Below are 24,388 nucleotides of genomic sequence, written 5' to 3'. Positions count from 1 at the left end.
CACAATGACAGCCTCCTGACGACCCGACAACGGAGGCGAACATGAAGAACAGCATATGGATATTCGCCGCGGCTGCCGTCCTGGTGGTTGCGGGCTGCGCACAGAATCCCTTCTACGGCGAAAACGCGCAAACCGCCCGCGGCGCGGCCATCGGCGCCGGCGCAGGTGCGGTACTCGGAAACGTCGCTGGCGGCCACGGCGATCGCACGAAGGGTGGTCTGATCGGGGCCGCAATCGGCGCGACCGTCGGCGGGCTGATCGGCCGCCAGATGGACAAGCAGGAAGCCGATCTGCGCCAGCAGATGGCCGGCACCGGCGTCGCCGTCCAACGCCAAGGCGACACGATCCGCCTGCAGGCGCCAGAGAGCATCACCTTCGATACCGGCCGCGCCGACGTCAAGCCGCAGTTCACGCCGGTGCTGACCCAGATGGCGCAAAGCATCCGGCAGTACCCCGGTACCGTCGTACAGGTCGAAGGACACACCGATTCAACCGGCTCGGCCGGCTTCAACCAGACGCTCTCGGACAATCGCGCCGAAGCCGTGCGCAGCACGCTGATCCGAAACGGGGTCGAGCCGAGCCGGATCGCTGCGGTGGGATATGGCGAATCGCGCCCTGTCGCCAGCAACGACACAACGCAAGGCCGCGCGCAGAACCGCCGCGTCGAAGTACTCATCGTGCCGGCGCAGGACAGTTCGCAATCCTCTCCCGCGCCGTCCTCGGAACGCCCGACAAGCCAGCCGGCCCTGCAGCCGTCGCGCTATTGACCTGAGGAAGCCCCCGCGCGTGTGGCGACTTCGCGACGCCACACGCGGCGGGGGCTTTCCCCGCATCTCCGGGACCGGTACGCTAGCGCCACCATGGATCGCGCGCTCAACATGCCCCTGTTCGAACAACACCCGCTGCGTCAGACGCTCAACGACGAGGTTCACGCCCGTCCGCCCGTGCCGCTGCAGACGCCCGAGTTCGTCACCTATCTCGCATTCCTGCACACCGAAAACAGCGCGGACGCCGAATCCGCCCACCTGTGCCATCTCGCGGAGCAGCTCGGCCTCCCTGCGCCGGAGACCGCATCGGGGCACGTATTCCTAGACGCCGGCGATTTCCGGCTGAAGTGGGAGCGCCACCACGAGTTCACGAGCTACACCTTCGTCCGGCGCATCGAAACCACAGACACCGTGGGCGAACACGCGCTGATCGAGGTCCCGGCGAACTGGCGCCAGGACATCCCCGGCCAGCTCATCGTCGCGACCCACATCGAGCTGCGCAGCATCGAGGAAGTGTCGCCCGAGACGGTACTCAGCCAGTATTCGCCCACCGGCATGAACTCGATCGCCTCCCAGATCGCGGACGGAGCCGGATGGGTCTTCACGGACTTCCACATTGCGGACGGTTTCTCGCGCTTCCTGGTCCTCGACGACTCGCTGACGCCGCGGCAGGCCGGACGTACGGTGCAGCGCCTGCTCGAGATCGAGACCTACCGCGTCATGGCGCTGTTGGCCTTCCCCGTCGCGAAGGAAGTGCGCGCGAGGCTGTCGCAGGCCGAAGGCGAACTCGCCGACCTGATGGACAACATGGGCGACGCGGGCTCGCCCGAGGACGAGCGCCACGTGCTCGGCCATCTCACGCGACTCGCTGCCGACGTCGAGCGCTCCGTCGCGCGGACCACCTTCCGCTTCGGCGCCGCGGCGGCGTATTACGGCCTCGTGCGGCAGCGCATCGACGACCTGCGCGAGGTGCGCGTGAGCGGTTATCCGACCATGCGCGAGTTCATGCAGCGGCGCCTCGCACCGGCGATCGATACTTGTGCGACGACCGCACGGCGCCAGGAAGACCTATCCGGCCGCATCGCGCGGAGCTCCCAGCTGCTGCGCACCCGCGTCGACGTCGAACTCGAGCACCAGAACCAGGCGCTGCTTGCGCAGATGAACACGCGCTCGCGCCTGCAGCTGCGGCTGCAGGAAACAGTCGAAGGGTTGTCCGTCGTCGCGATCACCTACTACGGCTCGCAACTGGTGCAGTACATCGCGAAGGGCGCCAAAGACTTCATCGCGCCCGCCACGCCCGAGGTCGTCACGGCCGTGTCGATCCCGATCATCGCCGGATTGGTCGCGCTCGGTCTGCGCCGCATGCACCGCCAGCTCGCCGCGGAAGAGAGCGGCGCGGGGCACGACGGCGGGCATTGAGACGAAGCTGTCCTATAATCCCGTTTTTGCCTGAAAGAGCGTTAACCATCGTGGCCACTCCCCTGTTCGAATCCTCCATCAAGAGCCTGCAATTGCTGGGCCGCGGCAAGGTGCGCGACATCTATGCCGTCGACGCCGACAAGCTCCTGATCGTGACCAGCGACCGCCTGTCCGCCTTCGACGTCATCCTCCCGGACCCGATTCCGGACAAGGGACGCGTGCTGACCGCGATGGCGAGTTTCTGGTTCGACCGCCTCGGCGACATCATCCCCAATCAGCTCACCGGCATCGATCCGGAATCGGTTGTTGCCGCCGACGAGCGCGAACAGGTGCGCGGCCGCGCGCTGGTCGTCAAGCGACTGAAGCCGCTGCCGATCGAGGCCGTGGTGCGCGGCTACGTGATCGGCTCGGGCTGGAAGGACTACCAGGACACCGGCGCAATCTGCGGCATCAAGCTGTCCGCCGGTCTGCAACAGGCCGCGAAGCTGCCCTCGCCGATCTTCACCCCGGCGTCGAAGGCCGACGTCGGCGACCACGACGAAAACATCTCCTTCGAGCAGGCCCAGACGCGCTGCGCGGCAGCCCTCACCGAGCAGCTTGCGGGTACCGGCAAGAACGGCGCCCAGCTCGCCGCCCAGGCCCGCGACGCCGCCATCGCGCTCTACACCGCCGCGGCCAACTACGCGGCCGGTCGCGGCATCATCATCGCCGACACGAAGTTCGAGTTCGGCGTGGACGCCGCCGGCACGCTGCACCTCATCGACGAGGCACTGACGCCCGACTCCTCGCGCTTCTGGCCGGCGGACGGTTACCGCGAAGGCATCAGCCCGCCCTCCTTCGACAAGCAGTACGTGCGCGACTACCTCGAGACGCTCACCTGGAACAAGAAGGCCCCCGGACCGCGCCTGCCGGCCGAAGTCATCGAGCGCACCGCGGCCAAGTACCGCGAAGCCTACGAGCGCCTGACGGGCCTCACGTTGGCCTGACCCCATCCGCCGGGGCTGTTCTGGCCCCGGCTTACCCCGCTGCGGGCAGCACTTCCGAAACACCTGTGAACCGGCAGCCTTCGTGGCTGCCGGCGGCACACACATTGACAATTTCTTTGCCACAAGCAGCCCACATGTGGGGAAATGTCCCGAAAAACGTGAAATAATTTGAAATATCCGGGCATTCACACACACCGCCGCATATGCCCACGGCAACCCTTGGGTAAAGCGACCGACTCTGACGATGACTGCATTCGATGCGCCGCAGGCGCCTGGAAGACGCGGGGCTCCGCATGAAAAACCATGCCGAAGCCATTGTTATCAATCGCCCAGGCTGCGCGGTTTCACGCTCATCGAACTGGTCATCGCGATTGTCGTGATCGCGATTCTGGCCGCGGTCGCCCTGCCCTCCTACAGGGGGTATGTCCAGCGCAGCCGGATCGTCGAAGCGACCAACGAGCTTTCGACGCTGCGGGTTCGGCTCGAGCAGTACTTTCAGGACAACCGCAACTACGGCTCGACCGCCACCCACTGCGGCGTCGGCGTGGCGACGACGGATTCGTTCGACTTCACGTGCACCAATAACGGCGCGGACAGCCAGGCTTTCCTCGCAACAGCGACAGGCAAGGCGTCTGCCGGAATGACCGGTTTCACTTTCACGGTCGATCACAACAACCGGCGCCAGACGACCGCCTTCCCCGACGCGTCCGGGCTGCCCGTCGACTGCTGGATCACCCGCAAGGGTGATGCATGCTGAGATGGGGGCTGCGGCGGACCGACGTGGCCGGCTTCACCCTGATCGAAGCGCTGGTCACGATCTCGATCCTTGCCCTCATCACGGCATTCGCGGCACCCAGCTTTGAAGGCATCCTTGCCAATTTCCGCGTCCGCACCAGCGCCGAGGCAATCATGTCCGGCCTGCAACTCGCGCGCATCGAGGCTTTGCGCCGCAACCAGCCGGTCTCCTTCACGCTGACGACCGGGACGGCGGACTGGGCGGTCGCGACAGTCAGTCCCTCCAGCCCGATCCAGGCCAGCAAAGGCAATGGCGCCGGCAACCTGTCGATCGCGACGAACTCGGACCAGACGGCAGTGACGTTTGTTTCCAGCGGCATGGTCGATGCGTCCGGCAGCCATCTCCAGCAGATCGACATCAGCAGCGACCTGACCAACCGCCAGTTGCGGATCGCCGTCCATAACGGCGGACAGCTTCAACTGTGCGATCCGACGATCACGATCTCCGGCGATCCTCGTACATGTTGAGTGCCGGGACTTCGCGACGCAAACAGGCGGGCTTCAGTCTGCTGGAAGGACTGATCGCCATCCTCGTCTTTTCGCTCGGCGCGATCGGTGCAATCGAAATGCAGGCCAGGGCCGTCCAATTCGGCAGTGAAGCCCGGGATCGCGCGACGGCAGCCTTTCTCATCAACAAGCTGATCGCTCAGGTCGAGTTGCAGGACGCGACCAGCGGAGATCCGTCGTCCGAATTTCTGCTCGACCGGACGGAATGCCCCGCATCGCTGGGCACCCACCCCGCCGCAGCCTGGGTGCTCGAAGCCTGCAACAACTTTCCCGAGGCGAGCGTCACGATCGCAAGACCGTCCGGCATGACCACCGGATTCCTGACCATCACGCTCGAATGGAGCGCGCAGTTCAAGCAGTCCGACGGCGCCGGCGGAGCGGTGCGCGACTCGCACAGCATGAGCGTGACCAATCGCTTCCAATGGCAATCATGACGGCCGGCAGCGGCACGCGTTGCCCGGGGGCACGACGGTGGCAGGCCGGCCTCTCGCTGATCGAACTGATGGTCGGGCTCCTGATCGGCCTCATCATCACGCTTGCGATCACCGCGTCGGTGGCGACCATCGGCAAGCAATTGCGCACGACGGGCGGCGGAATCAACGCGGCCGAAGAAGCGCAACTCGCGGTCACGCTGATCGACCGCGATCTGCGGATGGCGGGCGCGGCAATCTTCGCGAATTCTGTTGCGACGATGTGCCCGAGCCTGAACGAATACAAGAACGGGGCCACGCTTTACGACCGCTCGTCGCTTGGGTCTGCGTTCGCACCGGTTCGGATCACCGACGGCGGGAGCGCGGGCTCGGACACGATCGATGTCGAGAGCTCGCCGCCCAGCACCGCCGGAACTTTCACCGCAGCGATCGTCAAGGAGATGCCCGCCACCGCGGGCGTGCTGAAGGTGACCGATCCGCGCAACAACCTCCACGAGGGCGACCTCATCTTCGTCGCCCATCCCCTGCCGAATACCGGCGGCGATCCTTGTACGCTGATCCAGGTCACGGGAATCAGCGGCGTGTGCAACGACCGGTCTACCGGCTGCAACGTGCTGTTCGGTTCAGGTCAGTCCATCTATAACCCGTCGAATCCAAACCAGGCGTTTACCAGCCCGCAGACCTACGGCCCGGGCTCGATCCTGGTCAAGATGCCCTCGTTCGCCTATACGCGCTATGAGGCGAAATGCAACGCGCTGCTGCGCCACGACACGACGATCAGCCCCTCCTGCAACGGTTCGCCCTCGTTCCACAACAGTGCGATCGCCGACGAGATCGTGATGCTCAAGGCGCAATACGGCGTCGCGGATGCCGGGAGCGACGCGATCGCCAGCTGGAAGAGCGCGTCCGCGCTCGCCGCGGACGAGATGAACCAGGTCAAGGCGGTGCGGATCGCCGTCGTCGCCCGCAGCCGCGAGCCGGACGTCACGGCGGTCACTGCCTCGGCGCCGACGGTCTTCGGCGGCGCGCTGACGCTGAACCTGTCCGGAACGAGCGTTCCCGCCGGCAAGACCTGGCAGGACTTCCGCTACCGCATCTTCGAAACGATGACGCCCTTGAGGAACGTCGTATGGAACCGCTGAATCGGGGGCTCCGCGGGCAGGCTGGCGTGGTCCTGATCGTCGCGCTGATCATGCTCGCGCTGCTGAGTCTGGCGGCCCTCGGCGCCATCCGTGCGACAGATACCGGTACCCTCGTCGCAGGCAACCTCGCCTTCAGGCAAGCGACGATGCACGCCTCGGAGGTCGCGGTCGACCATGGCTGGGAGGAACTGGCGAACGGAAGCTTCACGTCCAAGCCCTACTACTATGGGATCCGCCAGACGGGCTCCCCGGACCTTTCGAGCAATGCCGCGATTGCGACGAGCACGGTATGGGACAGCAATGCCGTCCCATGCATCGATGAACGCGGCGCGAACACGAACTGCGGCACCGACACAGGCGGCATGCGCATCCAGTACGTGATCGAGCGCCAGTGCGAGAGCACACCCGACCTCGCGAGCGCCGACAGCATCAAGTCGGTGTGCGACGTCGATCCCGCGACGGCGGCCAACACCACGCCGGACACGCTCGGCATCTACTACCGCGTCATCATCCGCGCGCGCGGCCCGCGTGGCACGCTCGGCTTCTACGAATCCATGATCAGCGGCCCCGCCACCTGAGCCCTCACTCATTGCAGAGAACGTCGTGAATACGCCCCTCCGTCGGATCGCCCTGCCGGCTCTGCTCGCCATTGCCCTGTCCAATCCGTTCCTGAACGCGCCCGATGCGGCGGAGACCGACATTGCCAACACGCCGATGGCGGTCGCGAACAACGTGCCGGCGAACTTCATGCTCATGGTCGACAATTCGGGGTCGATGAGCAACATCGTGCCGGATTCGCCATTCAGCGCGACCGGGGCATCCTATCTTTCCGGCAGCTGCACCGCGGCGAATCAGCGCATCGACACCGGCAACACCGTTTCGCTGCGCGTGGTCAGTGGGGTACCGAAAGTCGAACTCGCAAGCGCAGTCGGCACGGGCCGCAGCGCGACCAGTTGCACGTCGGGCTGCACCCTCGGCACCGGCAGCGGCCAAGTCTGCTTCGACGACGCGGCGACCTACACGAACGTCCGGCTGGTGACGACGCAATCCTGCGGCACCGCTTGCACGACGGCAGGAGGGGCATCCTACCTCCCATCCCAATACTCCGGACGCTACCTCAACTGGTATTTCGGCACCGGCACGCTGTCCGGCTGGACCTCTCGCAAACCGAGCACGGAAACGCGCCTCGAGATCGCCAAGAAAGGCGCCAAAGCCGCGCTCGACACGATTCCGTTGAAGACCGGGTCTACCGCCGCCAAGGCCCGGGTGGGCCTCGCGACCTATAATGGCGACAACGGCGGGATGCTGCTGCGGGCGGTCGCGGACCTCGACGCGACCCAGTTGACCAACCTGAAGACCAGCATCGATGCACTGGCGGCGACCGGCAGCACGCCCCTCTCCGAAACGCTGGCCGACATCGGCCAGTATTTCACGACCGGCTACAGCGGCAACCTGACGATCCACCCCGGCCAGGCCTCCCAGGCGACCGTCACCGTCGCCAGCCTCTTCACGCAGGGCACGACCTCGCCGCACAAGCTCAGCGGCGCGCCTGCCGGCTGCGCCGGCGCTGCATGTCCCGTCCAGTACTGGTGCCAGGGTTCGGCTGCGGTGCTGATGACAGACGGGCGTCCTCAACAGGATCAGGCCCTGTCGACCAATTCCTACCTCTGCGACTACGACGGCGACAGCGGCTCCTGCACGACGAGCGGATCCAGGCAGTACGACGAGAAGACAGGCGCGGCGGCTACGAGCCACCCGGGGCACATCGGCGGCCCCCACTCCTACGAAAGCGCGGGCAGCGACTACCTCAACGACGTCGCGCAGGCGATGTACGAAACCGACCTCCGCCCCGACATCGTCGCGCCGAACGGACGCAAGAAGTCGAACAACATGCGGACCTACACCGTCGGCTTTGCGGACGATCAGGCGAAGAACGACCCGCTGCTGCAGGAGGCCGCGCACCAGGGGGGCGGCCTCTTCACCACCGCGGACAACACGGCAGCGCTCACGAAGGCATTCACCAACGCGATCAACGACGCGCTTGCCCGGGACGGGGCGGCGGCGGCGGTCGCGGTGACGAGTTCGCAGATCGCGACGAACAACACCAGTTACGCATCGAGCTACAACTCGGGCTACTGGAGCGGCGATCTCGAAGCCTTCTCGCTCGACCTCGCGACCGGCCTTCCGATCACGCCCCACATCTGGTCCGCGCAGGAGAAACTCGATGCGCTGAGCAATCCGGCGGGCTCGCGCAAGATCGTCTCCTACAACGGTTCGAGCGGCAACGCGTTCACGGCCGCCAACTACGAGAATGCGGGCATCGGCCTGACCGCGGGCGTCATCGACTTCCTGCGGGGCAGCCGCAGCGGCGAAGGCAGCACGTACCGCATCCGCCAGCATCTGCTCGGCGACATCATTGATGCGGAACCCGTGCTCGTCACCAACGGCAGCGCGACGACCGTCTATCAGCCCGCCAACGACGGCATGGTGCATGCGTTCGACGGCAGCACGGGCAACGAGCTGTGGGCCTATATTCCAAGTATGGTGCGCCCGGGACTCGCCCAATTGGCGGACCCGACGTACCGCCACCGCTATTACGTCGACGCGACCCCGGCGGCGGCCGCGGTCGCCAACGCCACGTTCCAGAAGAAGATCCTGGTCGGCGGTCTCGGCAAGGGCGGTCGCGGATACTACGCACTCGACGTGTCGACGTCGGGCGCAAGCAGCGAAAGCGACGCCGCGGCCAAGGTCCTGTGGGAAGCGCTCGCGACGGACGCCAACATGGGCTTCGGCTTCGGCACACCGCTGATCGTCAAAACGCCGAACGACGGCTGGGTCGTGCTGGTAACGTCCGGCTACAACAACGGCAGCACGACGGGCGGCGACGGCGTCGGTCGCGTCTGGGCGCTGGACCCGAGCGACGGGCACGTACTACTCCACTACCCCCTGACAACCGCCGGCACCGCGACCTCGCCGTCCGGTCTCGTGCATCTGTCGGCGCTCGCGAATGCGACTGCAGGACAAACGACGCGCTTCGTCTACGGCGGCGACCTCGCCGGCAACGTCTGGCGCTTCGACCTGAGCAGCTGGACCGCGACGCGCATTGCCCAGCTCGCGGACGGCAGCGGCGGAGCCCAGCCGATCACGACGGCCCCAATCGTGCGGCAGGTATCGGGCTCCGCGACCAAGTACCTCGTCATCGTGGGGACCGGACAGTACCTCGGATCGAGCGATGTGCCCGGCGACGCCGCTCAGAACTCCCACGCGACGCAGGTCCAGTCGATGTACGGCATCATCGACGATACGGCGAGCACGCCGCCGACACTGAACATCCGCGGCAGCAACGGCAACAGCTGTCCGTCCAACGGCGGCGACGGCGACTTCCTCTGCCAGCGCATCGTGAGCTCGACCTCCTCGACATTCACGCTGAGCAACCTCGCGATGGACTCCACGCGTCGCGGCTGGTATTTCGATCTTCCGATCGCCAATGGCCGGGTCAACACACACCCCGCGATCACGCAATCCGGCACGCTGGTGTTCACGGTGAACGTTCCGACCAACACCCTGTGCGATCCCGGAGGCTCCAGCTGGTTCTTCGCGGTTAACGCGGACAACGGCGGCGCGATCCTCAAGACCGCCGGAGGCGCGAGCACCTACGAGAGCGGATGGTTCATGGATTACACGATCGCCAGCCGCGCCGTGGTCATCCAGACTTCCAGCGGCGACCGCGGCCTGATCCAGTTCTCGGACAAGCAAAAACGCTCGCCGACCATCCCGAAAACGGCCCCCGCCACGCCGTCGACAGTGAAGTGGCGACGGGTCTACTGGCGTGAACTGATGTAAAGCCACGCCCGCCAGGCGGAAATGCGAACTTGCCGCCCGGATACTCCTCTAAAGGAAATCCGGGGCGGGCCCCGTCTTGGCAGCATCTGCTGCGCCCTGGTACTTCCAACCCCGAGGAGGCCGCCATGGACAAGCCACTGAACTCGCTGGATCGCCATTTCCACCTGCCCCACGTGCGCCGGGTCGAAGCCGACCGACCGCTGATGTGGCTACGCATGGGATGGGAGGACATGCGTTCGAGTCCTGCTGCCAGCCTCGGTTACGGTGCGCTCTTCGCCGTCATCGGCTACCTGATTCTCGCCTATGCGGCAAGGATGCCCTACCTGTTTACGGCGGCGATCTCGGGCTTCTTCCTCGTCGGTCCGCTCATGGCTGCCGGGCTATACGAGATTTCGCGGCGCCATGAGCGCGGCGAATCCGTGAGCTTCATGGACTCGCTGAGAGGATTGCAGCGTCACGGCGACCACCTCGCGTACTACGGCGCTTTCCTGGCATTCGCGCTGATTGGTTGGGAGCGCCTGTCAGCGATCCTGTTCGCGCTGTTCTATCACGAGACCGCTTCGCCCGATCTCGCGAATTTCTTCCAGGACGTCTTCCTGTCCGGCCACTACGCGCAATTCGTCGTCTCCTACCTGGTCATCGGCGGTGCAATCGCGGGTCTGATTTTTGCGCTGTCCGTGGTGTCGGTGCCGATGCTGATGGATCGCGATGCGGACATCGCGACCGCGATGATGTCGAGCGCGCGCGCCGTCGGTCACAACCTCGGTGCGATGGCGGTATGGGCCGGCTTGATCGTCGCCCTGATCGGCATCGGCTTCGCGACGATGATGATCGGCATGGTGTTCCTGCTGCCGCTCGTCGGCCATGCCACCTGGCATGCCTACAAGGAACTGATCGAATAAGCGCTGCAGCGTGAAGCGCCGAACGGGGCCTGCGGGCCCCGTCTCGTTACCGCGGCCGCATGCGCAGCGGCGCGGTTAGAATGGCTGCCAGAGCCGATGCCGTGCCCGAGGGCCGGCATCCTTCCCCAACACAACAGCGTTTCCGGGAACCCGAATGACCAATCCCCTTCTCGATTTCACCGGCCTGCCGCGCTTCGACGACATCCGGCCGGAGCATGTCGCGCCGGCGATCCGCCAACTCATCGATGAGAACCGCGCGATGATCGCGGCGCTCGTCGCCGAACCGGCCCCGCCAACCTGGGCAAATTTTGTCACGCCGCTCACCGAGGAAGGCGAACGGCTCGGCCGCGCGTGGGGCATCGTCGGCCATCTGCACAGCGTGATGGACGTGCCCGAATGGCGCGAGGCCTACAACGCGCTGCTGCCCGAAGTGTCGAGCTTCTATGCCGAGGTCGGCCAGAACCTCGAACTGTTCGACAAGTACCGCCAGCTCTTCGAGAGCGCCGAGTACGACATGCTGTCGCCGACGCGCCAGCGCATCGTCGACCATGAGCTGCGCGACTTCCGCCTGTCGGGCGCGGAGCTGCCGGAGAGCGACAAGCCGCGCTTCAAGGAGATCCAGGAAGAGCTGTCGTCGCTCGCGGCGAAGTTCTCCGAGAACCTGCTCGACGCGACCAACGCCCACGCGGAGTGGATAGCGGACGAGGCCGGCCTCGCGGGTCTGCCGCCGGACGCGGTCGAGGCCGCACGCGCCGCCGCCGAACGCGACGGCAAGGCCGGGTGGAAGTTCACGCTGCAGATGCCGGCCTATCTTCCGGTGATGCAGTACGCCGAGAACCGCGAGCTGCGCGCACGGATGTACCGGGCGTACGCGACCCGCGCGTCCGAACAGGGCAAGGCGGAACTCGACAACGGTCCGCTGATCGGCCGCATCCTCGCGCTGCGCAATGAAGAGGCGCGGATGCTGGGCTACGCGAACTACGCCGAAGTGTCGCTGGTCGCGAAAATGGCCGAGTCGCCGACCCAGGTGCTCGACTTCCTGCACGAGCTCGCCGCGAAGGCGAAGCCTTTCGCCGAGCGCGACCTCGCGGAATTGCGGACCTTCGCCCGCAGCGAGCTCGGCCTCTCGCCGCTCGAACCCTGGGACATGGCCTATGCGTCCGAAAAGCTGCGTCAGGCGCGCTATGCCTTCTCCGAGCAGGAAGTGAAGCAGTACTTCCCCGAGCCGAAGGTGCTCGAAGGCCTGTTCGGCGTGATCCGCAGCCTGTACGGCGTGGAGATCGTCCCCGAGGCAGCGCCGCGCTGGGATCCGAGCGCGCACTTCTTCCGCATCGAAAAGGACGGAGCCGCGGTCGGCCATTTCTATCTCGACCTGCACGCGCGCGAGACCAAGCGCGGCGGCGCGTGGATGGATTCGGCGCGCAGCCGCTATTCGAGCATGCGCGGCCTGCAGACGCCGGTCGCCTACCTCGTCTGCAACTTCCCCGGCCCGGTCGGCGGCAAGCCGGCGACCTTCACGCACGACGACGTGCTGACGCTGTTCCACGAGTGCGGCCACGGTCTGCACCACCTGCTGACGCGTGTCGACGACCTCGCGGTGTCGGGCATCCATGGCGTCGAGTGGGATGCGGTCGAGCTGCCGAGCCAGTTCATGGAGAACTTCTGCTGGGAGTGGGACGTGCTCTCCGGCATGACCGCCCACGTCGACACCGGCGAACCGCTGCCGCGCGAGCTTTTCGACAAGATGATCGCGGCGAAGAACTTCCAGGGCGGGATGCAGATGGTGCGCCAGCTCGAGTTCTCGCTGTTCGACCTGCGCCTGCATTACGAGGTCGCGCCGGCCGAGCCGCGGCAGCCGGTGGCAATCGAGCGTGTGATGGGGCTGCTCGACGAGGTGCGCAGGGAAGTCGCGGTCGTGGTGCCGCCGGTATGGCACCGCTTCCCGCATAGCTTCTCGCACATCTTCGCGGGCGGCTACGCAGCGGGCTATTACAGTTACAAGTGGGCGGAGGTGCTGTCGGCGGATGCGTTCGAAGCCTTCGAGGAAGCCGGCCGCGGCAAGGGCAGTCTGCTGGATCGGGCGACCGGGGAGCGCTTCTGGCGCGAGGTCCTGGCGGTGGGAGGCAGTCGTCCGGCAATCGAGTCGTTCAAGGCCTTCCGGGGACGCGAGCCGCGAGTCGACGCCTTGTTGCGCCACAACGGCATGGCGGACGTCTGAGGGCCGCGCGTAGCGCGCGATCGCTCAGAACCGGGCAAGGCGGCGGTCAATCGACCGCCGCCTTACCTTCGAGCACGCGACGCTGCACATGGATGGGGACGCCGCGCTCGGTCATGTTCATCCGTGCATTCGCTTGGTCGCCGCCGTGGGCGAGATAATAGATGATCGTGCCGACGTATTGCCGCATGGCCCAGTCGACACGCAGATCGGTTCCGTCGTACACCATGGCGATCTCCTCGGGGGCGCGTGCCGACTCCCTAACGGCAGGCTCGACATACCCTCAAGGGGGTATCAGCAAATTTTGTGCCGTTTTGTAAAATCGGCATGCCGACAACGTTTCCGGCTCGAAAACCGCTCCGCGAAGTTGTTGCGCCGCAGATGTGTGTAAATTTTCTCGACATCGATGTCGGCACGCGCCGGCCGCCCGAAGAGAAGGCCAGGGTGATATTCAGCCCCGTGCGTCCCCCCAGCGCAGGCTGGTGCGATCGTCGCCGACATAAAGCGTCTCGCCCGAGCGATCGACGCAATATTGCGGCGAGAGGATCTTCTCGCTGAAGCGTTGGCCCTCGCCGACGCGCGTGTACTCGAACAGGATGCTGCGTTCGACCCGTGCGCCGCCGCGCAGGTGACTGCCATGACCGATCCAGGTCGGGCCGATGACGGACGCGCCCGGATCGATGCGTACCCCCGAACCGATGTATACCGGACCCACAATCTGCACGCTGTCCCACGCGATCGAGGTGTTGAGGCCTGCCCATACGCCGGGGCGGACCTCGATGCCGGGCATGTCCATCTGTGCGATCTCGCCGCGCAGCACGCGCTGCAGCACCGCCCAATAGTCGGTCAGGCGGCCGATGTCGATCCAGTTGAAGAAGCGGTTCTGTGCGTAGAAGGGGCGCTCCTCGGCGACCAGCAGTGGGAAGAGTTCGCTGCCGATGTCGAACTCGCGGCCGGGCGGGATCAGGTCGATGACCTCGGGTTCGAAGATGTAGATGCCGGTGCTTGCAAGCGTCGACTTCGCTTCCGCGGGCCTGGGCTTTTCCTGGAAGGACTTCACGCGGCCATTCGCATCGGTGACGACGACGCCGTAGCTCTGCACCTGCTCGCGCGGCACTTCGAGCGTGACGACGCTCGCGAGGGCCTTCTTGTGGCGGTGCTCATCGAGCGCTGCGCGGAGGTCGAGGTCGATCAGCGCGTCGCCGCAGATCACGAGCGTGGTCTCGTCGAAGAAGCCCCCGAAATCCTGGATGCGGCGCATGCCGCCCGCGGAGCCGAGTGCCTTGGGCACGATCTCGCCGTGGTCGCGCACGCCTTCATACGAGTAACCGATCTCGACGCCCCAGCGATGGCCGTCGCGGAAGTAGTCCTCGATCTTGTGGTGGTTGAACGCGACGTTGATCATGATCTCCTTCACGCCGAAGCGCGCGAGATGCTCGATCAGATATTCCAGCACCGGCTTGCCGAGGATCGGTACCATCGGCTTGGGCACGTTCTTCGTCAGTGGGCGCACCCGCGTGCCCTGCCCCGCGGCCAGAATCATTGCTTTTGCCATAGCGACACCTCTCTCTTGGATGAAAAGGGAGCCCTCGCCGCGCGCCTTGTCCGCGCGGTCGTAGGGTTTGAAACGGAGCCGGACGGCCGTCAGGCGCGTCCGATGTGGCCGGTTTCGGATGTGCTCATCGGTATTCCCCCGCGTCCATCGTCTGTCGGCGGGACTGCTGCGACGCCCATGGCAGTCCGGGCGCTCTGCCGCCAGAGATCCCACGGAAAGGCCGCGAGGAGCGGCTGCGGATCGAACGAAAAAGACGGCATGCCGCCCATTTCCAGCCCTTCCGGGATCGATTTCGCATACTCGAATTGCCCGCGCCCGGTTCCGTAGTAATAGTCCTGGTACTTGAACAGATTCTCGGTATCCGAGAGTCGGACGTAGCGCGCGGGGATGCCGAAGGCTTCGGCGATCACCAGTCCGTGCAGCGAGCTTGCGAGAACCAGCCGCGCCTTGAGGATCTCGGTGATCACGGTGTTCCAGCCGGACAGCGGCGACACCACGTTGGGCTTGCCGGCAACGAAGGGCAGGTCGTGCAGGTTGGGGACGAACACCAGCGCCTGTTCGCCCGTTGGCCGGAAGCGACCGCCGAAAAGCAGCGGCACGAGCAGGGCGGGATCGCCGTATACCGCCGGGACGCGATGCCCTCGGGCACGCAGGAACTCCTCGGTCAGCGGCCCGCGAACCGCGCGGACGTCGAGCCGCTTCGCGGTAAAGCAGGACTCGGGCACCTTGCCATTGACGCCCGAGCCCCAGATGACGTCCCCGTCGCCGGCGAAATGCAGGATCGAGCCGATGGCGAGCAGGCGCGCTCCCTGTTCGACCTCGTCGTCGAGGGTCAGGCTTCGCTCGGCCAGCAGGCGCGAGACGACGATCTGCGAGAGATGGTCGCCGAAGTTCACGCGGCCGTCGAGTGGCCGCCAGTGGAACAGGGACACGTGACCGTAAGGCAGCGGCGCCGCGATGGGGGCCTGCGGGGCCGGTGGGCGTTGTAGGAGGTTTCTGAACTTGTTGAGCATTGTTCCGATCGAGGTCCTTGAAGTCCGGGAAATTCAGGGGGCACGCAGCAGCGTGCGGCTGCGGACGATGTCGACGACGCTGACGCGGAACGCCGGCCACAGCACCATCAGCAACGGGAAGGCAGCGACCATCGCCGCAGCGCCGACCGCCAGCCGTCCCGGGAGCGATCCCGCGAGTTCGAGCGAGGCGAGCGCCGACGCGAGGCCGCACAGCCCGTACGCGAGCATCACGCGCAAGCCGTTGCGGAACATTGCGCCCACGGGCGCACCGGAATCGCGCAGCCATGCGAGGCCGCCGAGCCAGATGAGCAGGATGCCCGCCGCGTAGGCCGTGGCGACGCCCTGCGTTCCCCATTGCGCACCGACAACGATGCCGGCGATCAACAGCAGCCGCGACGACAGCGTGAAGCGCAGGTTCGAGCCGGCGAGTCCCTTCGACAGGAACACCCAGTAGCTCGCGTAGGCCGCGGCCTGAAACACCCCGCCGACGGCCAGGATCTGGAAGATCGGCACCGCCGGCGCCCAGTGGGATCCCAGCACCAGCACGATCAGCGGCTCGGCCTGGGCGCAGGCGAAGGCGAACACCGCGACGACGAGGTGCAGCATCACCGACTGGCCGTGCAGCAGGAAGCGGGCGTAGCGTTCGCGGTCCTCGGCGAGCCGCGACAGGACCGGCAGCGCGATCGTCGTCGCCGGCGCGTTGATCTGGTTCAGCGGCAGCATCAGCAGCTGATAGGCCCGGTTGTAGAGCCCCAGCAGGTCGGCGCCGAAACGCTGGCCGATGATCAGCGCGTCGATGTTGCGGCTTGCATAAGCCACGAGCTGGGTGCTCATCAGATTGCCGCCATAGCGCAGGAAGGCCCCCATGCCGGCGCCGCGACGCGGCAAGCCGGGCCGCCAACCGGTGGTCGCAACGAGCAGCAGCAATGTCGCCGCCGCCTGGCCGAGCTGCTGGGCGACCAGTGCCCAGTGCCCGTGGCCGCGCAGCGCGAGCGTGACGCCGGCGGCGAGGCCGAGGGCCTGACCGCCGACCTCGGCGGCTGCGAGCCGGCCGAAGCGCATGTCGCGGTTGAGCTGGGCGCGGTACTGGGTCGCGAGGCCGTTGAGCAGGAAGCTCAGGGCGAGCGCCTCGGCAATCGGCTGCAGCAGCGGTTGCGCGTAGAAGCTTGCGATCGCCGGGGCGGCGGCGAACACGACGAGCGCGAGCAGCAGCCCGATCGCGCCGTTGATCCAGAAAAGATTGCTGCGCTGCTGCGGCGACACGCTACGCGCCTGCACCGCCGCCGACGACAGGCCGAAGTCGCGCAGCACTTCGCCGATGCCGACGATTGCGGTGACCATCGCGAGCAGGCCGTAGTCGGCCGGCGAGAGCAGACGGGCGAGCACGACGATGCCGCCGAACTGGAGCAGGATCTTGCACGCCTGCCCGCCCATCATGACCACGGCGCCGCGCGCGGCCATCCGGCCGAGCGGCCCGGCGACGGGGACGGTCGCGACCGAGACGTTTTCGCCGCTCATTCAGGCCTCGATCGCTTCGCCGCGGATCGCGGCGAGATAGGCGCGGTAGTGGCGCTGGCCGGCATCCGACCACTCGCGGCGCGAGAAATCCGGTGTCGGCGTGCGCGGCGTGATCCTTACTTCCCACAGCGCGGCGGCCAGGGTTCCGGCGTCGAGTTCGCCGTCGTACATGTACACCCAGCCCGGCCCGACCTCCTGCGCGAGTGCCTCGTTGGCCTCGTTGCGCGGCACGAGCACCGGGCGGTCGAGCGACAGCGCGAGCAGCAGCGAGCCGGAGTTGAGCATCTGGCGGAACGGCAGCACGACCAGCTCGGCCAGCCCGATCTCGCGCGCGAGTGTGGCGTCGTCGACGTACGTGAGCAGCGCGCCGATGCGGGGATCGGCGTTGCAGGCGTCGACGATCCCGCGCCGCAGCGCGTCCGTCGAGGGATGGCCGACGATGCGCAGTTGGGCGTCGGGCACCAATTCGGGGTCGAGCGCGCGGAAGCCGTCGAGCAGCGTCTCGACCCCCTTGTATGGTCGGATCAGGCCGAAATACAGCAGCCGACCCGGCACCGACGCGGGCACCTCCAGCCGGGCGAACCAATCGCGGTAGTGGCCGTGCAGGATGGTCACGGTCTGGGGCGCGCGGTCGGCGGTCACCGCATTGAGGCGGATCCACATCCGCGTGCGCCGGTCGAGCAGGCGCAGCAGGAAGCGCTCGACCGCGCTCGCGCCCTCGTGCGGCTCGAGGTTGTGCAGTGTGCGCACGACCGGGCGCCGCGACAGCGCGGTGCGCAGGATCAGCGCCAGGAACAGCGCGTACTGCAGCGGCCGGCTGCGATCGGGTGCGCGCAGCAGGAATTCCGGCCAATGCACGTGGAACACGTCATAGCGCCCGAAGAGCGCGGTGCGCCATGAAAAGAAGGCGACGTCGGCATGCGACGCGACCGCCGCAACGACCTGCTTGACGTAGGGATTGTCGGCCGTCTGCGGGCGCAGCGACTGCAGCACCGTGATCGGCGTCCGCCGCTGGGCGGAGATGGTCCTCGATCCCATGAATGCCTCCGTTTTGTCTGCCTGACTCCGCATGGCGGGCTCAGAACTGGAAGTAGATGAAACTCGCCGCGCCCGGCGAAACGGCCAGCAAGGCCAGCACCAGGCCGGCGAGCACACCGCCCTGCACCACCACCGGCGCGCGCAGGTAGGCACGGGCGGTCTGTGCAAAGAGGTGTCGCGGCAGGTAGTGGAGCAGCACCGCAACGACGAGCGTGGCGACCCCGACGGCGGTGAACGGCGCGAAGTCCGACACCGGCCGCAACATCGCGGCGACGTAGGCGGCGGCGCTGTCGAGATCGGGTGCACGGAACAGGATCCGCGACAGCGCGACGATCTGCAGCGTCAGCAGGATCGCGCACAGGCGCGCGACCGGCCCCTGCGGCGTCGCCGGCAGGCCGCGTGCCTCGCGCCGGCCGCGACGCCAGCGCTCGAAGCACACGCAACTGCCGTGAATCAGACCATAGACCACGAAGTTCCAGCCTGCGCCGTGCCAGCACCCGATCGCGATGAAGGTGACGTACAGGTTGAGGTAGACGTTGCCGCGCTTCGATCCGCCGATGCCGAAGTAGAGATAGTCGCGGAAGAAGCCCGACATCGAGATGTGCCAGCGCTGCCAGAAGTTGGACACGCTGAGCGCCCGGTAGGGGCGATCGAAGTTCTGCGGCAGCTCGAAACCGAGGAGCTTGGCGACGCCGCGCGCGATGTCGGTGTACCCGGACAGGTCCATGTAGAGCTGGAAAGTGAAGCCATACACGGCGACGAGCAGGAAGAGCGGCGAGTAGTCGGCGGGGGCCGCAAACGCCGGATTCACGAGGTGCAAGGCCAGCACATCGGCGAAGGCGATCTTCTTGACGAAGCCGCGCACGATGAGCACGAGGCCCTCCTCCACGCGCTCGCGGCTGTCGGGCAACGGCTGCTCGAGTTGCGGCAGGAACTCGCGCGCACGGGTGATCGGCCCCGACAGCACCGTCGGAAAGAAGGCGACGAAGAGCGCGAAGTCACGGAAGCTGTCGGTCGCGCGCTCGCGGCCGCGGAAGATGTCGAGCGTGTAGGACAGGCTCTGGAAGGTGAAGAACGAGATCCCCACCGGCAGCAGTACCTGCAGCAGCGGCCCGTCGGGCGCGAAGCCGAGCGCCGCGATCAGCCGCTCCGCACCGTCGATGAAGAAATTGGCGTACTTGAAGCAGGCCAGCACGCCCAGCGACGCCATCAGCGAGAACGCCAGCCAGCGCCTCTTGCCGCGCTCGGTGCGGCTCGCCTCGATGCTGCGGCCGGCGACGAAATTCACCGCGCTGATGACGAGCAGCAGCCCTGCATAGCGCCAGTCCCAGCACATGTAGAAGTAGTAGCTCGCAACGAGCAGAATGTTCTTGCGTGTCTCGATACGGTCGAGAAAGTGCCTGTTCAGCGCGAACACGACACCGACGAACAACAGGAAATGCAGGGACTGGAATGACATGGGAGGTCAGGAACCGAGCAGGCCGCCGGTGACGAGAAAGCCGAAGATCGCATCGGCGGCGAGGCGTTCGCCGTCCGGCGTGAAGTGGCTCGAGTCGGCGAAGTAACGCCGCCCGCCCGGGATCTGCAGGTGCAGCGGCAACACCGGCACATCGAGGCGACGGCCCGTTTCGAGGATCTCGGCGTTGTGCCGGTCGTAGAGGGTGTGCAGCCCGGCGAGATCGAAGCAGGCATTGAAGTAGCGCGCCTGTTCCGACAGCCGCATCTGTTCCTCCAGCGGCTGCTCCGGCCGATAGGCGCGCGCGTTGGTAGCGAGCAGCAAGGGCACCCCGGCGGCACGCACGGTCGCGACGATCTGCTCGATACGGCGGCGGTAGGGCGCAATTTCGATCGCCGCCGGATCGCGCAAGGTCTTTTTGGCCGGCAAGGCCGTACGCAGGAAGCCCGTGTTGCGCCGCACGGCCTCGACCGAGAGCAGCCAGCCGGGCAGGCTCAGCAGCGGCAACCCGTGGCGCGCGGCAGTCGCCGCAGGTTCTGCATCGCGGCAGTAATCCGCGAAGTCGTTGAAGCCGGGATAGACGACCACCAGGTCGGGCTTCAGCGGCAGCACGATCCGCTCGAGCATGCGCTGCTGGTCGGCCAGACGATAGCCGGCGATGCCGGCGTTGATGACCTCGACCTTGGTGTCCGGATAGTGCTGACGCAGGCGCTCGCCCAGCAGGGCGGAAAACGTCATCTCGTTGCGCGCCGCGAGTTCGCCCATCACTGTCGAGGCCCCGACGACGGCGATGCGCAGGCTCCCCGGCTCGCGCGTGAGCAGGATCTCCGGGCTGCGGAGCCCCAGGCTGTTGCTGCGGATCTCGACGTCGCGCCCCGGGAAGATGCGGTTGGGGCGCAGCAGCTTGAGGCCGGTCTGCGCATCCTCGACGTAGCGCGTTTCGCCGCGCAGCGCGTTGAACACGCTCTGGCCGAAACGCAGCTGGGAGCGGACCTGCAGGCCGAGTTCGAGCACGGCAAGCAGCGCAGTCGCCGTCAGCAGGATCATTGCCAGGCGTCGCCCGGGTTCGATCGCGGAGCTCATCGCGCCCCGGCCGTACGACATCGCCATGCCCGCAGCAGGAACAGCGGATTGCCGATCACGTAACGATGAAACAGGCGCTTCGGCTCCCGCAGCAGGCGGTACGCCCACTCGACGCCGAGGCGCCGTACCCACCGCGGCGCGCGCTCCACCTTGCCGCCGAGAAAATCGAGGATCGCGCCACCGCAGACGATCAGCGGGGCGCCCGATGCGGTGGCGCGCAGCAGCCCCGCGACCACTTCCTGCTTGGGCATGCCCATGCCCAGCACGATCAGTTCCGGGCGCAGCGCGCGCATCTGGTCGCAGTAATGGGCGGCGGGGTGAAAGCCGTTCTCGCGCGACACGACCTCGACACCATACTCGGCTTCACAGCGCGCCGCGGCCGCGCTGAGATAAGGCTCGGCGGTTCCCCACAACGCAACGCGACGGCCTCGATACGCGGCGAGCAGCCGCGGAATGAAATCGGTGCCGTTCATGTTGAGCCCCGCCTCGCCGCCGAGCATGCGGTACAGCATCGCCATGCCCGAACCGTCGCGCAGCAGCACGTCCGCATCGCACAGGGCCTTGAAGAAATCGAAGTCGCCGACCACCGAGTTCATCGCGTGGGCATTGACGAATGCGACCATGCGCGACTGCCCGGCCGACGCCAGCGCGTCGACGAGTTGAGCCGCTTCGGCCTCGGAGTCGACGGTGTAGAGGTGGCGCAGGACCTGGGTCCAGCGCGCTTGATAAAGGCTTGGCGAATTCATGAAGCATCCCGGCGTGAGCGCACCCAGTCGACCTGTCGACGGCCGACGAAGCGCAGGTAAAGCGGAATTTTCGACAGCGCGTACAGCGGCGCGCGGACAAGATCGGCAAAGGAAACAACGTCACGGCCGCAGGCGAGCCAGCCGAGCAGCACCGCGGTGCCGAGCAGCACGCCGGCGAGCGAAGCGAGTACAAAGGGCAGTGCCTTCCCGACGACCGCGAACAGCACGCCGCCCACCGCCCACGATGCGAAGACCATCAGCGTCAGCAGCGCCAGCGGCGGCACGAACAGGTCCAGCACCAACGCCGCAAGACGCAGGTCGCGCCGGGCGAGCGCCCGGCCCAGCAAGCGCGGCCCCTCGCCGACGATCATGCCGAGGTGGCCGTGCTCCCAGCGCGTGCGCTGCGACTTCACGCCCTCGGCCGAGGAAGGGAACACGCTGCTCACCTGCGCCTCGGGGCAGAACAGCGGCGGCCGCCCGGCGCGTGTCAGGTCGAGGCCCAGCTTGAGATCCTCGACGATGTGGCCGCTTGCGAGGTCGGCCGCGCGCAGCGTCGGCCACGGGAAGGCCATGCCGGTGCCCATCAGCTGGCAAGGCAGGCCCAGACGCGCATAACCGAGCGGACGCAGGCGGTTCTTCACGGCCCAGGCGAATTCTGCGATGCGGGTTTTCAGGCCGGCGCCGGCGGGCGCATGCGTCAGGTACAAAGCCTGGACCGGTCGCTGCGCGAGACCGCAGCTTCGCGCCAGGCGATCGAGCGCGTCGCGACCGAGACGGCAATCGGCATCGACGACCACGACGACCTCGGGCGGGGCGGACTCTAGGTGCCGCACCCCGAAGTCCAGCGCATAGCCCTTGCCGCGGCGGCTCGGGTCGTGACGCACGATCGCCTCGGCGCCCGCCTCGCGGGCCAGCACCGCGGTGTCGTCGCTGCAGTTGTCTGCGACCACGACGACACGGTCGCCGTCGGCGAGCTGGGCAAGGATGCCGCGCACCGTCGCGGCGATGCCGAGTGCCTCGTCATGCGCCGGCACCAGCACCGCCAGACGGGGACGGCGACCTGCCGGGGACGGTCTCGGCCACTGCGGCGGCAGCGCGACCAGGACCTGCAGCAGTAACAGCGCAACCGGCACGAGCAGCAGCACCGACACGGCAGCGAGAAGCAGCGTCAGGACGTCCATGCGACGGCCTCCTCAAAATGGCGGGCCAGCTTCGCCGCCTCGGTATCGACGTCATGGCGTTCGAGCACGCGTCGCCGCCCGGCCGCGCCCATGCGATCGAGCTCCTCGGCCGGCGTCGCGAGCACCGTTTCGAGCACTGCGACGAGGGTGTCGACCGAGCCGGCCGCGAACAGCCAGCCGTTTTCCTGCGGCTGCACGAGCTCGGGAATGCCCGCGACGTAGGTCGTCGCGACCGGCCGCCGCAGCGCCAGCGCTTCCATGATCACCACCGGCAGTCCTTCGGCGAAGCTCGGTAGCACCAGCGCGCGCGCGGAGAGGATCTCGTCCCGCACCTGTTCGCTGCTGATCCAGCCGGTGATCCGCACCTTTCCGTCCAGCTGGTGCCGCACGATCAGGCTTTCGATCTCGCTGCGCAGCTCGCCGTCGCCCGCGAGCACCATCTCGAAGTCGATGCCCCTCGCCGCCAGTTGCGCCAATGCCTCGACCAGCAGCAGCTGGCCCTTCTGCTCGCACAGCCGGCCGACACACACCAGTCGCGGCGCGACCGGTGTCGGCACCGGCGGCACCGCGTGGAAGGCCGGTTCGAGGCCGCAGTGCACGACCTTGACCCGCCCCCAGTCGCGATGTCCGGCCCAACGGTAGAGCTGGCTGCGGCCGAAGGAACTGATCGCGACGACGAAGGCCGAGCGGCGGATTTTTTCGGCAGTGCCGAGAAAGCCCGGCTTGTCGAACTCGTCCGGCCCATGCACCGTAAAGCTGTACGGCAAGCCGGCCAGCGCGTTGATCAGCATCGCGACCTCGGCCGGATTGGTGCCGAAATGCGCGTGCACGTGACGCACGCCGAAAGCGTGCAGCGCTGGCAGCGCGCGGCAGGCCTCGGCGAGGTAGATCAGGTGGTAGGGCCAGGGCCGGTCGGCCCTCCGCCCCATCTGCAGCGCGAGCCGCAAGGCTGCGGCGAAGCGTCGCGGCGCCTGTGCGGCGACCCGCAGGACCGCCTTCGCGAGCGCGCCGACGCCGTCCTGGAGCAGATAGGTCGTGCGCGCCTGCTCGCTGCGGTCCTCGGGATCGACGAGCTCGGCGTCCCAGCCCCGCACCGCGACGCGCAGCACATCGAAGCCCTGCCGCTCGAGCGCGAGGATCTCGCGGCGGATGAAGCTGTGGCTCACCTTCGGATATTGGTTGATCAGGTAGGCGATCTTCAACGTCCGCCCTCCGCGACGAGGCCCGTGTCCTGCATGATTTCGATTGCTTCCTTGCGCGATTGCCGCGCCGGTCGCCCCGCTGCCGCGACGATGCGCGCCGGCGCCCCGACCGCGGTCGCGCCGTCGGGCACGTCGCACAGCACCACCGACAGCGCGCCGATGCGACAGCCGTTGCCGATGCGCACGCCGCCCAGCACCTGCGCGTAGGCGCCGAACTCGACGTCGTCGCCGATCACCGGCGCGGGGCCGCCCTCGCGACGATTGCCGATCGTCACCCCCTGGCGTAGCGTGCAGTTGCGCCCGATCACGGCCTCCGGGTGCACGAACACGCCGCCGAAGTGCCAGATCCGCAGGCCGCCGCCGATCGACGCCGCCTTCGGCAGGCTGATGCCGACCGCCGTCTCGACGAGCCGGAATGCGAGCCAGTAGCAGCCCGTGAGCACGCGCTTCGCCACTCCGTCGGGCCGGGCGTCGACGCGGCGGCCGAAGCGATGCACCGCGACGGCCCACACCGACTGCTCCTTCAGGAAAGGCCGGCGCACGCCATACCGGCGCAGGTCCGCGGCCCAATCGGCATCACGATTCATGT

General features: G+C 67.1%; 22 protein-coding genes. 11 read left to right on the top strand and 11 right to left on the bottom strand.

All coding sequences use genetic code 11. The features are described from left to right. The first annotated feature begins 41 nt into the window (after nt 1-41). The 11 genes from AZKH_RS04765 to AZKH_RS04715 all read left to right on the top strand — a co-directional run bounded on the left by AZKH_RS04765 (nt 42) and on the right by AZKH_RS04715 (nt 13,010). Complete coding sequence (locus AZKH_RS04765) at nt 42-767, top strand: OmpA family protein (protein ID WP_015434609.1); 726 nt, start codon at nt 42-44, stop codon at nt 765-767. 111 nt (nt 768-878) lie between these two features. Then, on the top strand, nt 879-2,186 hold the full coding sequence (locus AZKH_RS04760) for a DUF3422 family protein (protein ID WP_041656879.1): 1,308 nt from the start codon (nt 879-881) through the stop codon (nt 2,184-2,186). A 50-nt stretch (nt 2,187-2,236) separates the two neighbouring features. Continuing rightward, on the top strand, nt 2,237-3,172 hold the full coding sequence (locus AZKH_RS04755) for a phosphoribosylaminoimidazolesuccinocarboxamide synthase (protein ID WP_015434607.1): 936 nt from the start codon (nt 2,237-2,239) through the stop codon (nt 3,170-3,172). A gap of 244 nt (nt 3,173-3,416) precedes the next feature. After that, on the top strand, nt 3,417-3,929 hold the full coding sequence (locus tag AZKH_RS04750; RefSeq protein ID WP_015434606.1) for a type IV pilin protein: 513 nt from the start codon (nt 3,417-3,419) through the stop codon (nt 3,927-3,929). Next, nucleotides 3,923-4,435: a GspH/FimT family pseudopilin gene (locus tag AZKH_RS04745; protein ID WP_015434605.1), complete on the top strand. Its 513-nt coding sequence runs from the start codon at nt 3,923-3,925 to the stop codon at nt 4,433-4,435. The genes AZKH_RS04750 and AZKH_RS04745 overlap by 7 nt, the downstream gene beginning before the upstream one ends. Beyond that, nucleotides 4,429-4,908, top strand: a complete 480-nt coding sequence (locus tag AZKH_RS26165; protein WP_015434604.1) for a prepilin-type N-terminal cleavage/methylation domain-containing protein — start codon at nt 4,429-4,431, stop codon at nt 4,906-4,908. The genes AZKH_RS04745 and AZKH_RS26165 overlap by 7 nt, the downstream gene beginning before the upstream one ends. Beyond that, nucleotides 4,896-6,047 carry a PilW family protein gene (locus tag AZKH_RS04735; RefSeq protein ID WP_041655920.1) on the top strand — a complete coding sequence of 384 codons (1,152 nt, stop codon included), beginning with the start codon at nt 4,896-4,898 and terminating at the stop codon, nt 6,045-6,047. Before AZKH_RS26165 ends, AZKH_RS04735 begins: the two co-directional genes overlap by 13 nt. Then, entirely contained in the window at nt 6,035-6,625 is a 591-nt protein-coding gene (locus AZKH_RS04730; RefSeq protein ID WP_015434602.1) for a hypothetical protein, read from the top strand. The genes AZKH_RS04735 and AZKH_RS04730 overlap by 13 nt, the downstream gene beginning before the upstream one ends. A 25-nt stretch (nt 6,626-6,650) precedes the next feature. Next, nucleotides 6,651-9,890, top strand: coding sequence for a pilus assembly protein (locus AZKH_RS04725; protein WP_015434601.1), 3,240 nt, complete (start codon nt 6,651-6,653; stop codon nt 9,888-9,890). A gap of 125 nt (nt 9,891-10,015) precedes the next feature. Next, nucleotides 10,016-10,792: a DUF2189 domain-containing protein gene (locus AZKH_RS04720; protein WP_015434600.1), complete on the top strand. Its 777-nt coding sequence runs from the start codon at nt 10,016-10,018 to the stop codon at nt 10,790-10,792. Nucleotides 10,793-10,946: 154 nt separating this feature from the next. Further along, nucleotides 10,947-13,010: a M3 family metallopeptidase gene (locus AZKH_RS04715; RefSeq protein WP_015434599.1), complete on the top strand. Its 2,064-nt coding sequence runs from the start codon at nt 10,947-10,949 to the stop codon at nt 13,008-13,010. 46 nt (nt 13,011-13,056) lie between these two features. Here AZKH_RS04715 and AZKH_RS04710 read toward each other — a convergent pair whose 3' ends face one another. From AZKH_RS04710 to AZKH_RS04660, 11 genes are all read right to left on the bottom strand, one after another. After that, entirely contained in the window at nt 13,057-13,236 is a 180-nt protein-coding gene (locus AZKH_RS04710; RefSeq protein ID WP_015434598.1) for a hypothetical protein, read from the bottom strand. Nucleotides 13,237-13,458: 222 nt separating this feature from the next. Then, nucleotides 13,459-14,562, bottom strand: coding sequence for a sugar phosphate nucleotidyltransferase (locus AZKH_RS04705; protein ID WP_015434597.1), 1,104 nt, complete (start codon nt 14,560-14,562; stop codon nt 13,459-13,461). 89 nt (nt 14,563-14,651) lie between these two features. After that, the gene (locus AZKH_RS04700) at nt 14,652-15,575 is read right to left on the bottom strand and encodes a polysaccharide pyruvyl transferase family protein (protein ID WP_015434596.1); all 924 of its coding nucleotides are present in this window, start codon (nt 15,573-15,575) and stop codon (nt 14,652-14,654) included. Between the two features lie 33 nt (nt 15,576-15,608). After that, the gene (locus tag AZKH_RS04695) at nt 15,609-17,093 is read right to left on the bottom strand and encodes a lipopolysaccharide biosynthesis protein (RefSeq protein WP_015434595.1); all 1,485 of its coding nucleotides are present in this window, start codon (nt 17,091-17,093) and stop codon (nt 15,609-15,611) included. Continuing rightward, nucleotides 17,094-18,131 carry a GDP-mannose:glycolipid 4-beta-D-mannosyltransferase gene (locus tag AZKH_RS04690; RefSeq protein ID WP_051071642.1) on the bottom strand — a complete coding sequence of 346 codons (1,038 nt, stop codon included), beginning with the start codon at nt 18,129-18,131 and terminating at the stop codon, nt 17,094-17,096. It abuts the gene before it with no gap. Between the two features lie 40 nt (nt 18,132-18,171). After that, nucleotides 18,172-19,590, bottom strand: coding sequence for an MBOAT family protein (locus AZKH_RS04685; protein WP_015434593.1), 1,419 nt, complete (start codon nt 19,588-19,590; stop codon nt 18,172-18,174). Between the two features lie 6 nt (nt 19,591-19,596). Next, complete coding sequence (locus tag AZKH_RS04680; protein WP_172642454.1) at nt 19,597-20,670, bottom strand: GDSL-type esterase/lipase family protein; 1,074 nt, start codon at nt 20,668-20,670, stop codon at nt 19,597-19,599. Further along, nucleotides 20,667-21,416 carry a WecB/TagA/CpsF family glycosyltransferase gene (locus tag AZKH_RS04675; protein ID WP_015434591.1) on the bottom strand — a complete coding sequence of 250 codons (750 nt, stop codon included), beginning with the start codon at nt 21,414-21,416 and terminating at the stop codon, nt 20,667-20,669. The genes AZKH_RS04680 and AZKH_RS04675 overlap by 4 nt, the downstream gene beginning before the upstream one ends. Beyond that, nucleotides 21,413-22,597: a glycosyltransferase family 2 protein gene (locus AZKH_RS04670; RefSeq protein WP_015434590.1), complete on the bottom strand. Its 1,185-nt coding sequence runs from the start codon at nt 22,595-22,597 to the stop codon at nt 21,413-21,415. The genes AZKH_RS04675 and AZKH_RS04670 overlap by 4 nt, the downstream gene beginning before the upstream one ends. Continuing rightward, nucleotides 22,585-23,799 carry a glycosyltransferase gene (locus tag AZKH_RS04665; RefSeq protein WP_015434589.1) on the bottom strand — a complete coding sequence of 405 codons (1,215 nt, stop codon included), beginning with the start codon at nt 23,797-23,799 and terminating at the stop codon, nt 22,585-22,587. The genes AZKH_RS04670 and AZKH_RS04665 overlap by 13 nt, the downstream gene beginning before the upstream one ends. After that, complete coding sequence (locus AZKH_RS04660; RefSeq protein WP_015434588.1) at nt 23,796-24,386, bottom strand: serine O-acetyltransferase; 591 nt, start codon at nt 24,384-24,386, stop codon at nt 23,796-23,798. Before AZKH_RS04660 ends, AZKH_RS04665 begins: the two co-directional genes overlap by 4 nt. Between the last annotated feature and the right edge of the window lie 2 nt (nt 24,387-24,388).

This window comes from Azoarcus sp. KH32C, from assembly GCF_000349945.1.
Lineage (GTDB): Bacteria > Pseudomonadota > Gammaproteobacteria > Burkholderiales > Rhodocyclaceae > Aromatoleum.
The sequence above is the reverse complement of the archived record's forward strand: the minus strand, read 5'-3'. Positions and strand labels throughout refer to the sequence as shown.

Excerpts from the sequence above, each read along its gene's own strand:
- AZKH_RS04765 (WP_015434609.1), top strand. The coding sequence starts at position 42 with ATGAAGAACAGCATATGGATATTCGCCGCGGCTGCCGTCCTGGTGGTT.
- AZKH_RS04760 (WP_041656879.1), top strand. The coding sequence starts at position 879 with ATGCCCCTGTTCGAACAACACCCGCTGCGTCAGACGCTCAACGACGAG.
- AZKH_RS04750 (WP_015434606.1), top strand. The coding sequence starts at position 3,417 with ATGACTGCATTCGATGCGCCGCAGGCGCCTGGAAGACGCGGGGCTCCG.
- AZKH_RS04745 (WP_015434605.1), top strand. The coding sequence starts at position 3,923 with ATGCTGAGATGGGGGCTGCGGCGGACCGACGTGGCCGGCTTCACCCTG.
- AZKH_RS26165 (WP_015434604.1), top strand. The coding sequence starts at position 4,429 with ATGTTGAGTGCCGGGACTTCGCGACGCAAACAGGCGGGCTTCAGTCTG.
- AZKH_RS04735 (WP_041655920.1), top strand. The coding sequence starts at position 4,896 with ATGGCAATCATGACGGCCGGCAGCGGCACGCGTTGCCCGGGGGCACGA.
- AZKH_RS04730 (WP_015434602.1), top strand. The coding sequence starts at position 6,035 with ATGGAACCGCTGAATCGGGGGCTCCGCGGGCAGGCTGGCGTGGTCCTG.
- AZKH_RS04720 (WP_015434600.1), top strand. The coding sequence starts at position 10,016 with ATGGACAAGCCACTGAACTCGCTGGATCGCCATTTCCACCTGCCCCAC.
- AZKH_RS04715 (WP_015434599.1), top strand. The coding sequence starts at position 10,947 with ATGACCAATCCCCTTCTCGATTTCACCGGCCTGCCGCGCTTCGACGAC.
- AZKH_RS04710 (WP_015434598.1), bottom strand. The coding sequence starts at position 13,236 with ATGGTGTACGACGGAACCGATCTGCGTGTCGACTGGGCCATGCGGCAA.
- AZKH_RS04705 (WP_015434597.1), bottom strand. The coding sequence starts at position 14,562 with ATGGCAAAAGCAATGATTCTGGCCGCGGGGCAGGGCACGCGGGTGCGC.
- AZKH_RS04700 (WP_015434596.1), bottom strand. The coding sequence starts at position 15,575 with ATGCTCAACAAGTTCAGAAACCTCCTACAACGCCCACCGGCCCCGCAG.
- AZKH_RS04695 (WP_015434595.1), bottom strand. The coding sequence starts at position 17,093 with ATGAGCGGCGAAAACGTCTCGGTCGCGACCGTCCCCGTCGCCGGGCCG.
- AZKH_RS04690 (WP_051071642.1), bottom strand. The coding sequence starts at position 18,131 with ATGGGATCGAGGACCATCTCCGCCCAGCGGCGGACGCCGATCACGGTG.
- AZKH_RS04685 (WP_015434593.1), bottom strand. The coding sequence starts at position 19,590 with ATGTCATTCCAGTCCCTGCATTTCCTGTTGTTCGTCGGTGTCGTGTTC.
- AZKH_RS04680 (WP_172642454.1), bottom strand. The coding sequence starts at position 20,670 with ATGAGCTCCGCGATCGAACCCGGGCGACGCCTGGCAATGATCCTGCTG.
- AZKH_RS04675 (WP_015434591.1), bottom strand. The coding sequence starts at position 21,416 with ATGAATTCGCCAAGCCTTTATCAAGCGCGCTGGACCCAGGTCCTGCGC.
- AZKH_RS04670 (WP_015434590.1), bottom strand. The coding sequence starts at position 22,597 with ATGGACGTCCTGACGCTGCTTCTCGCTGCCGTGTCGGTGCTGCTGCTC.
- AZKH_RS04660 (WP_015434588.1), bottom strand. The coding sequence starts at position 24,386 with ATGAATCGTGATGCCGATTGGGCCGCGGACCTGCGCCGGTATGGCGTG.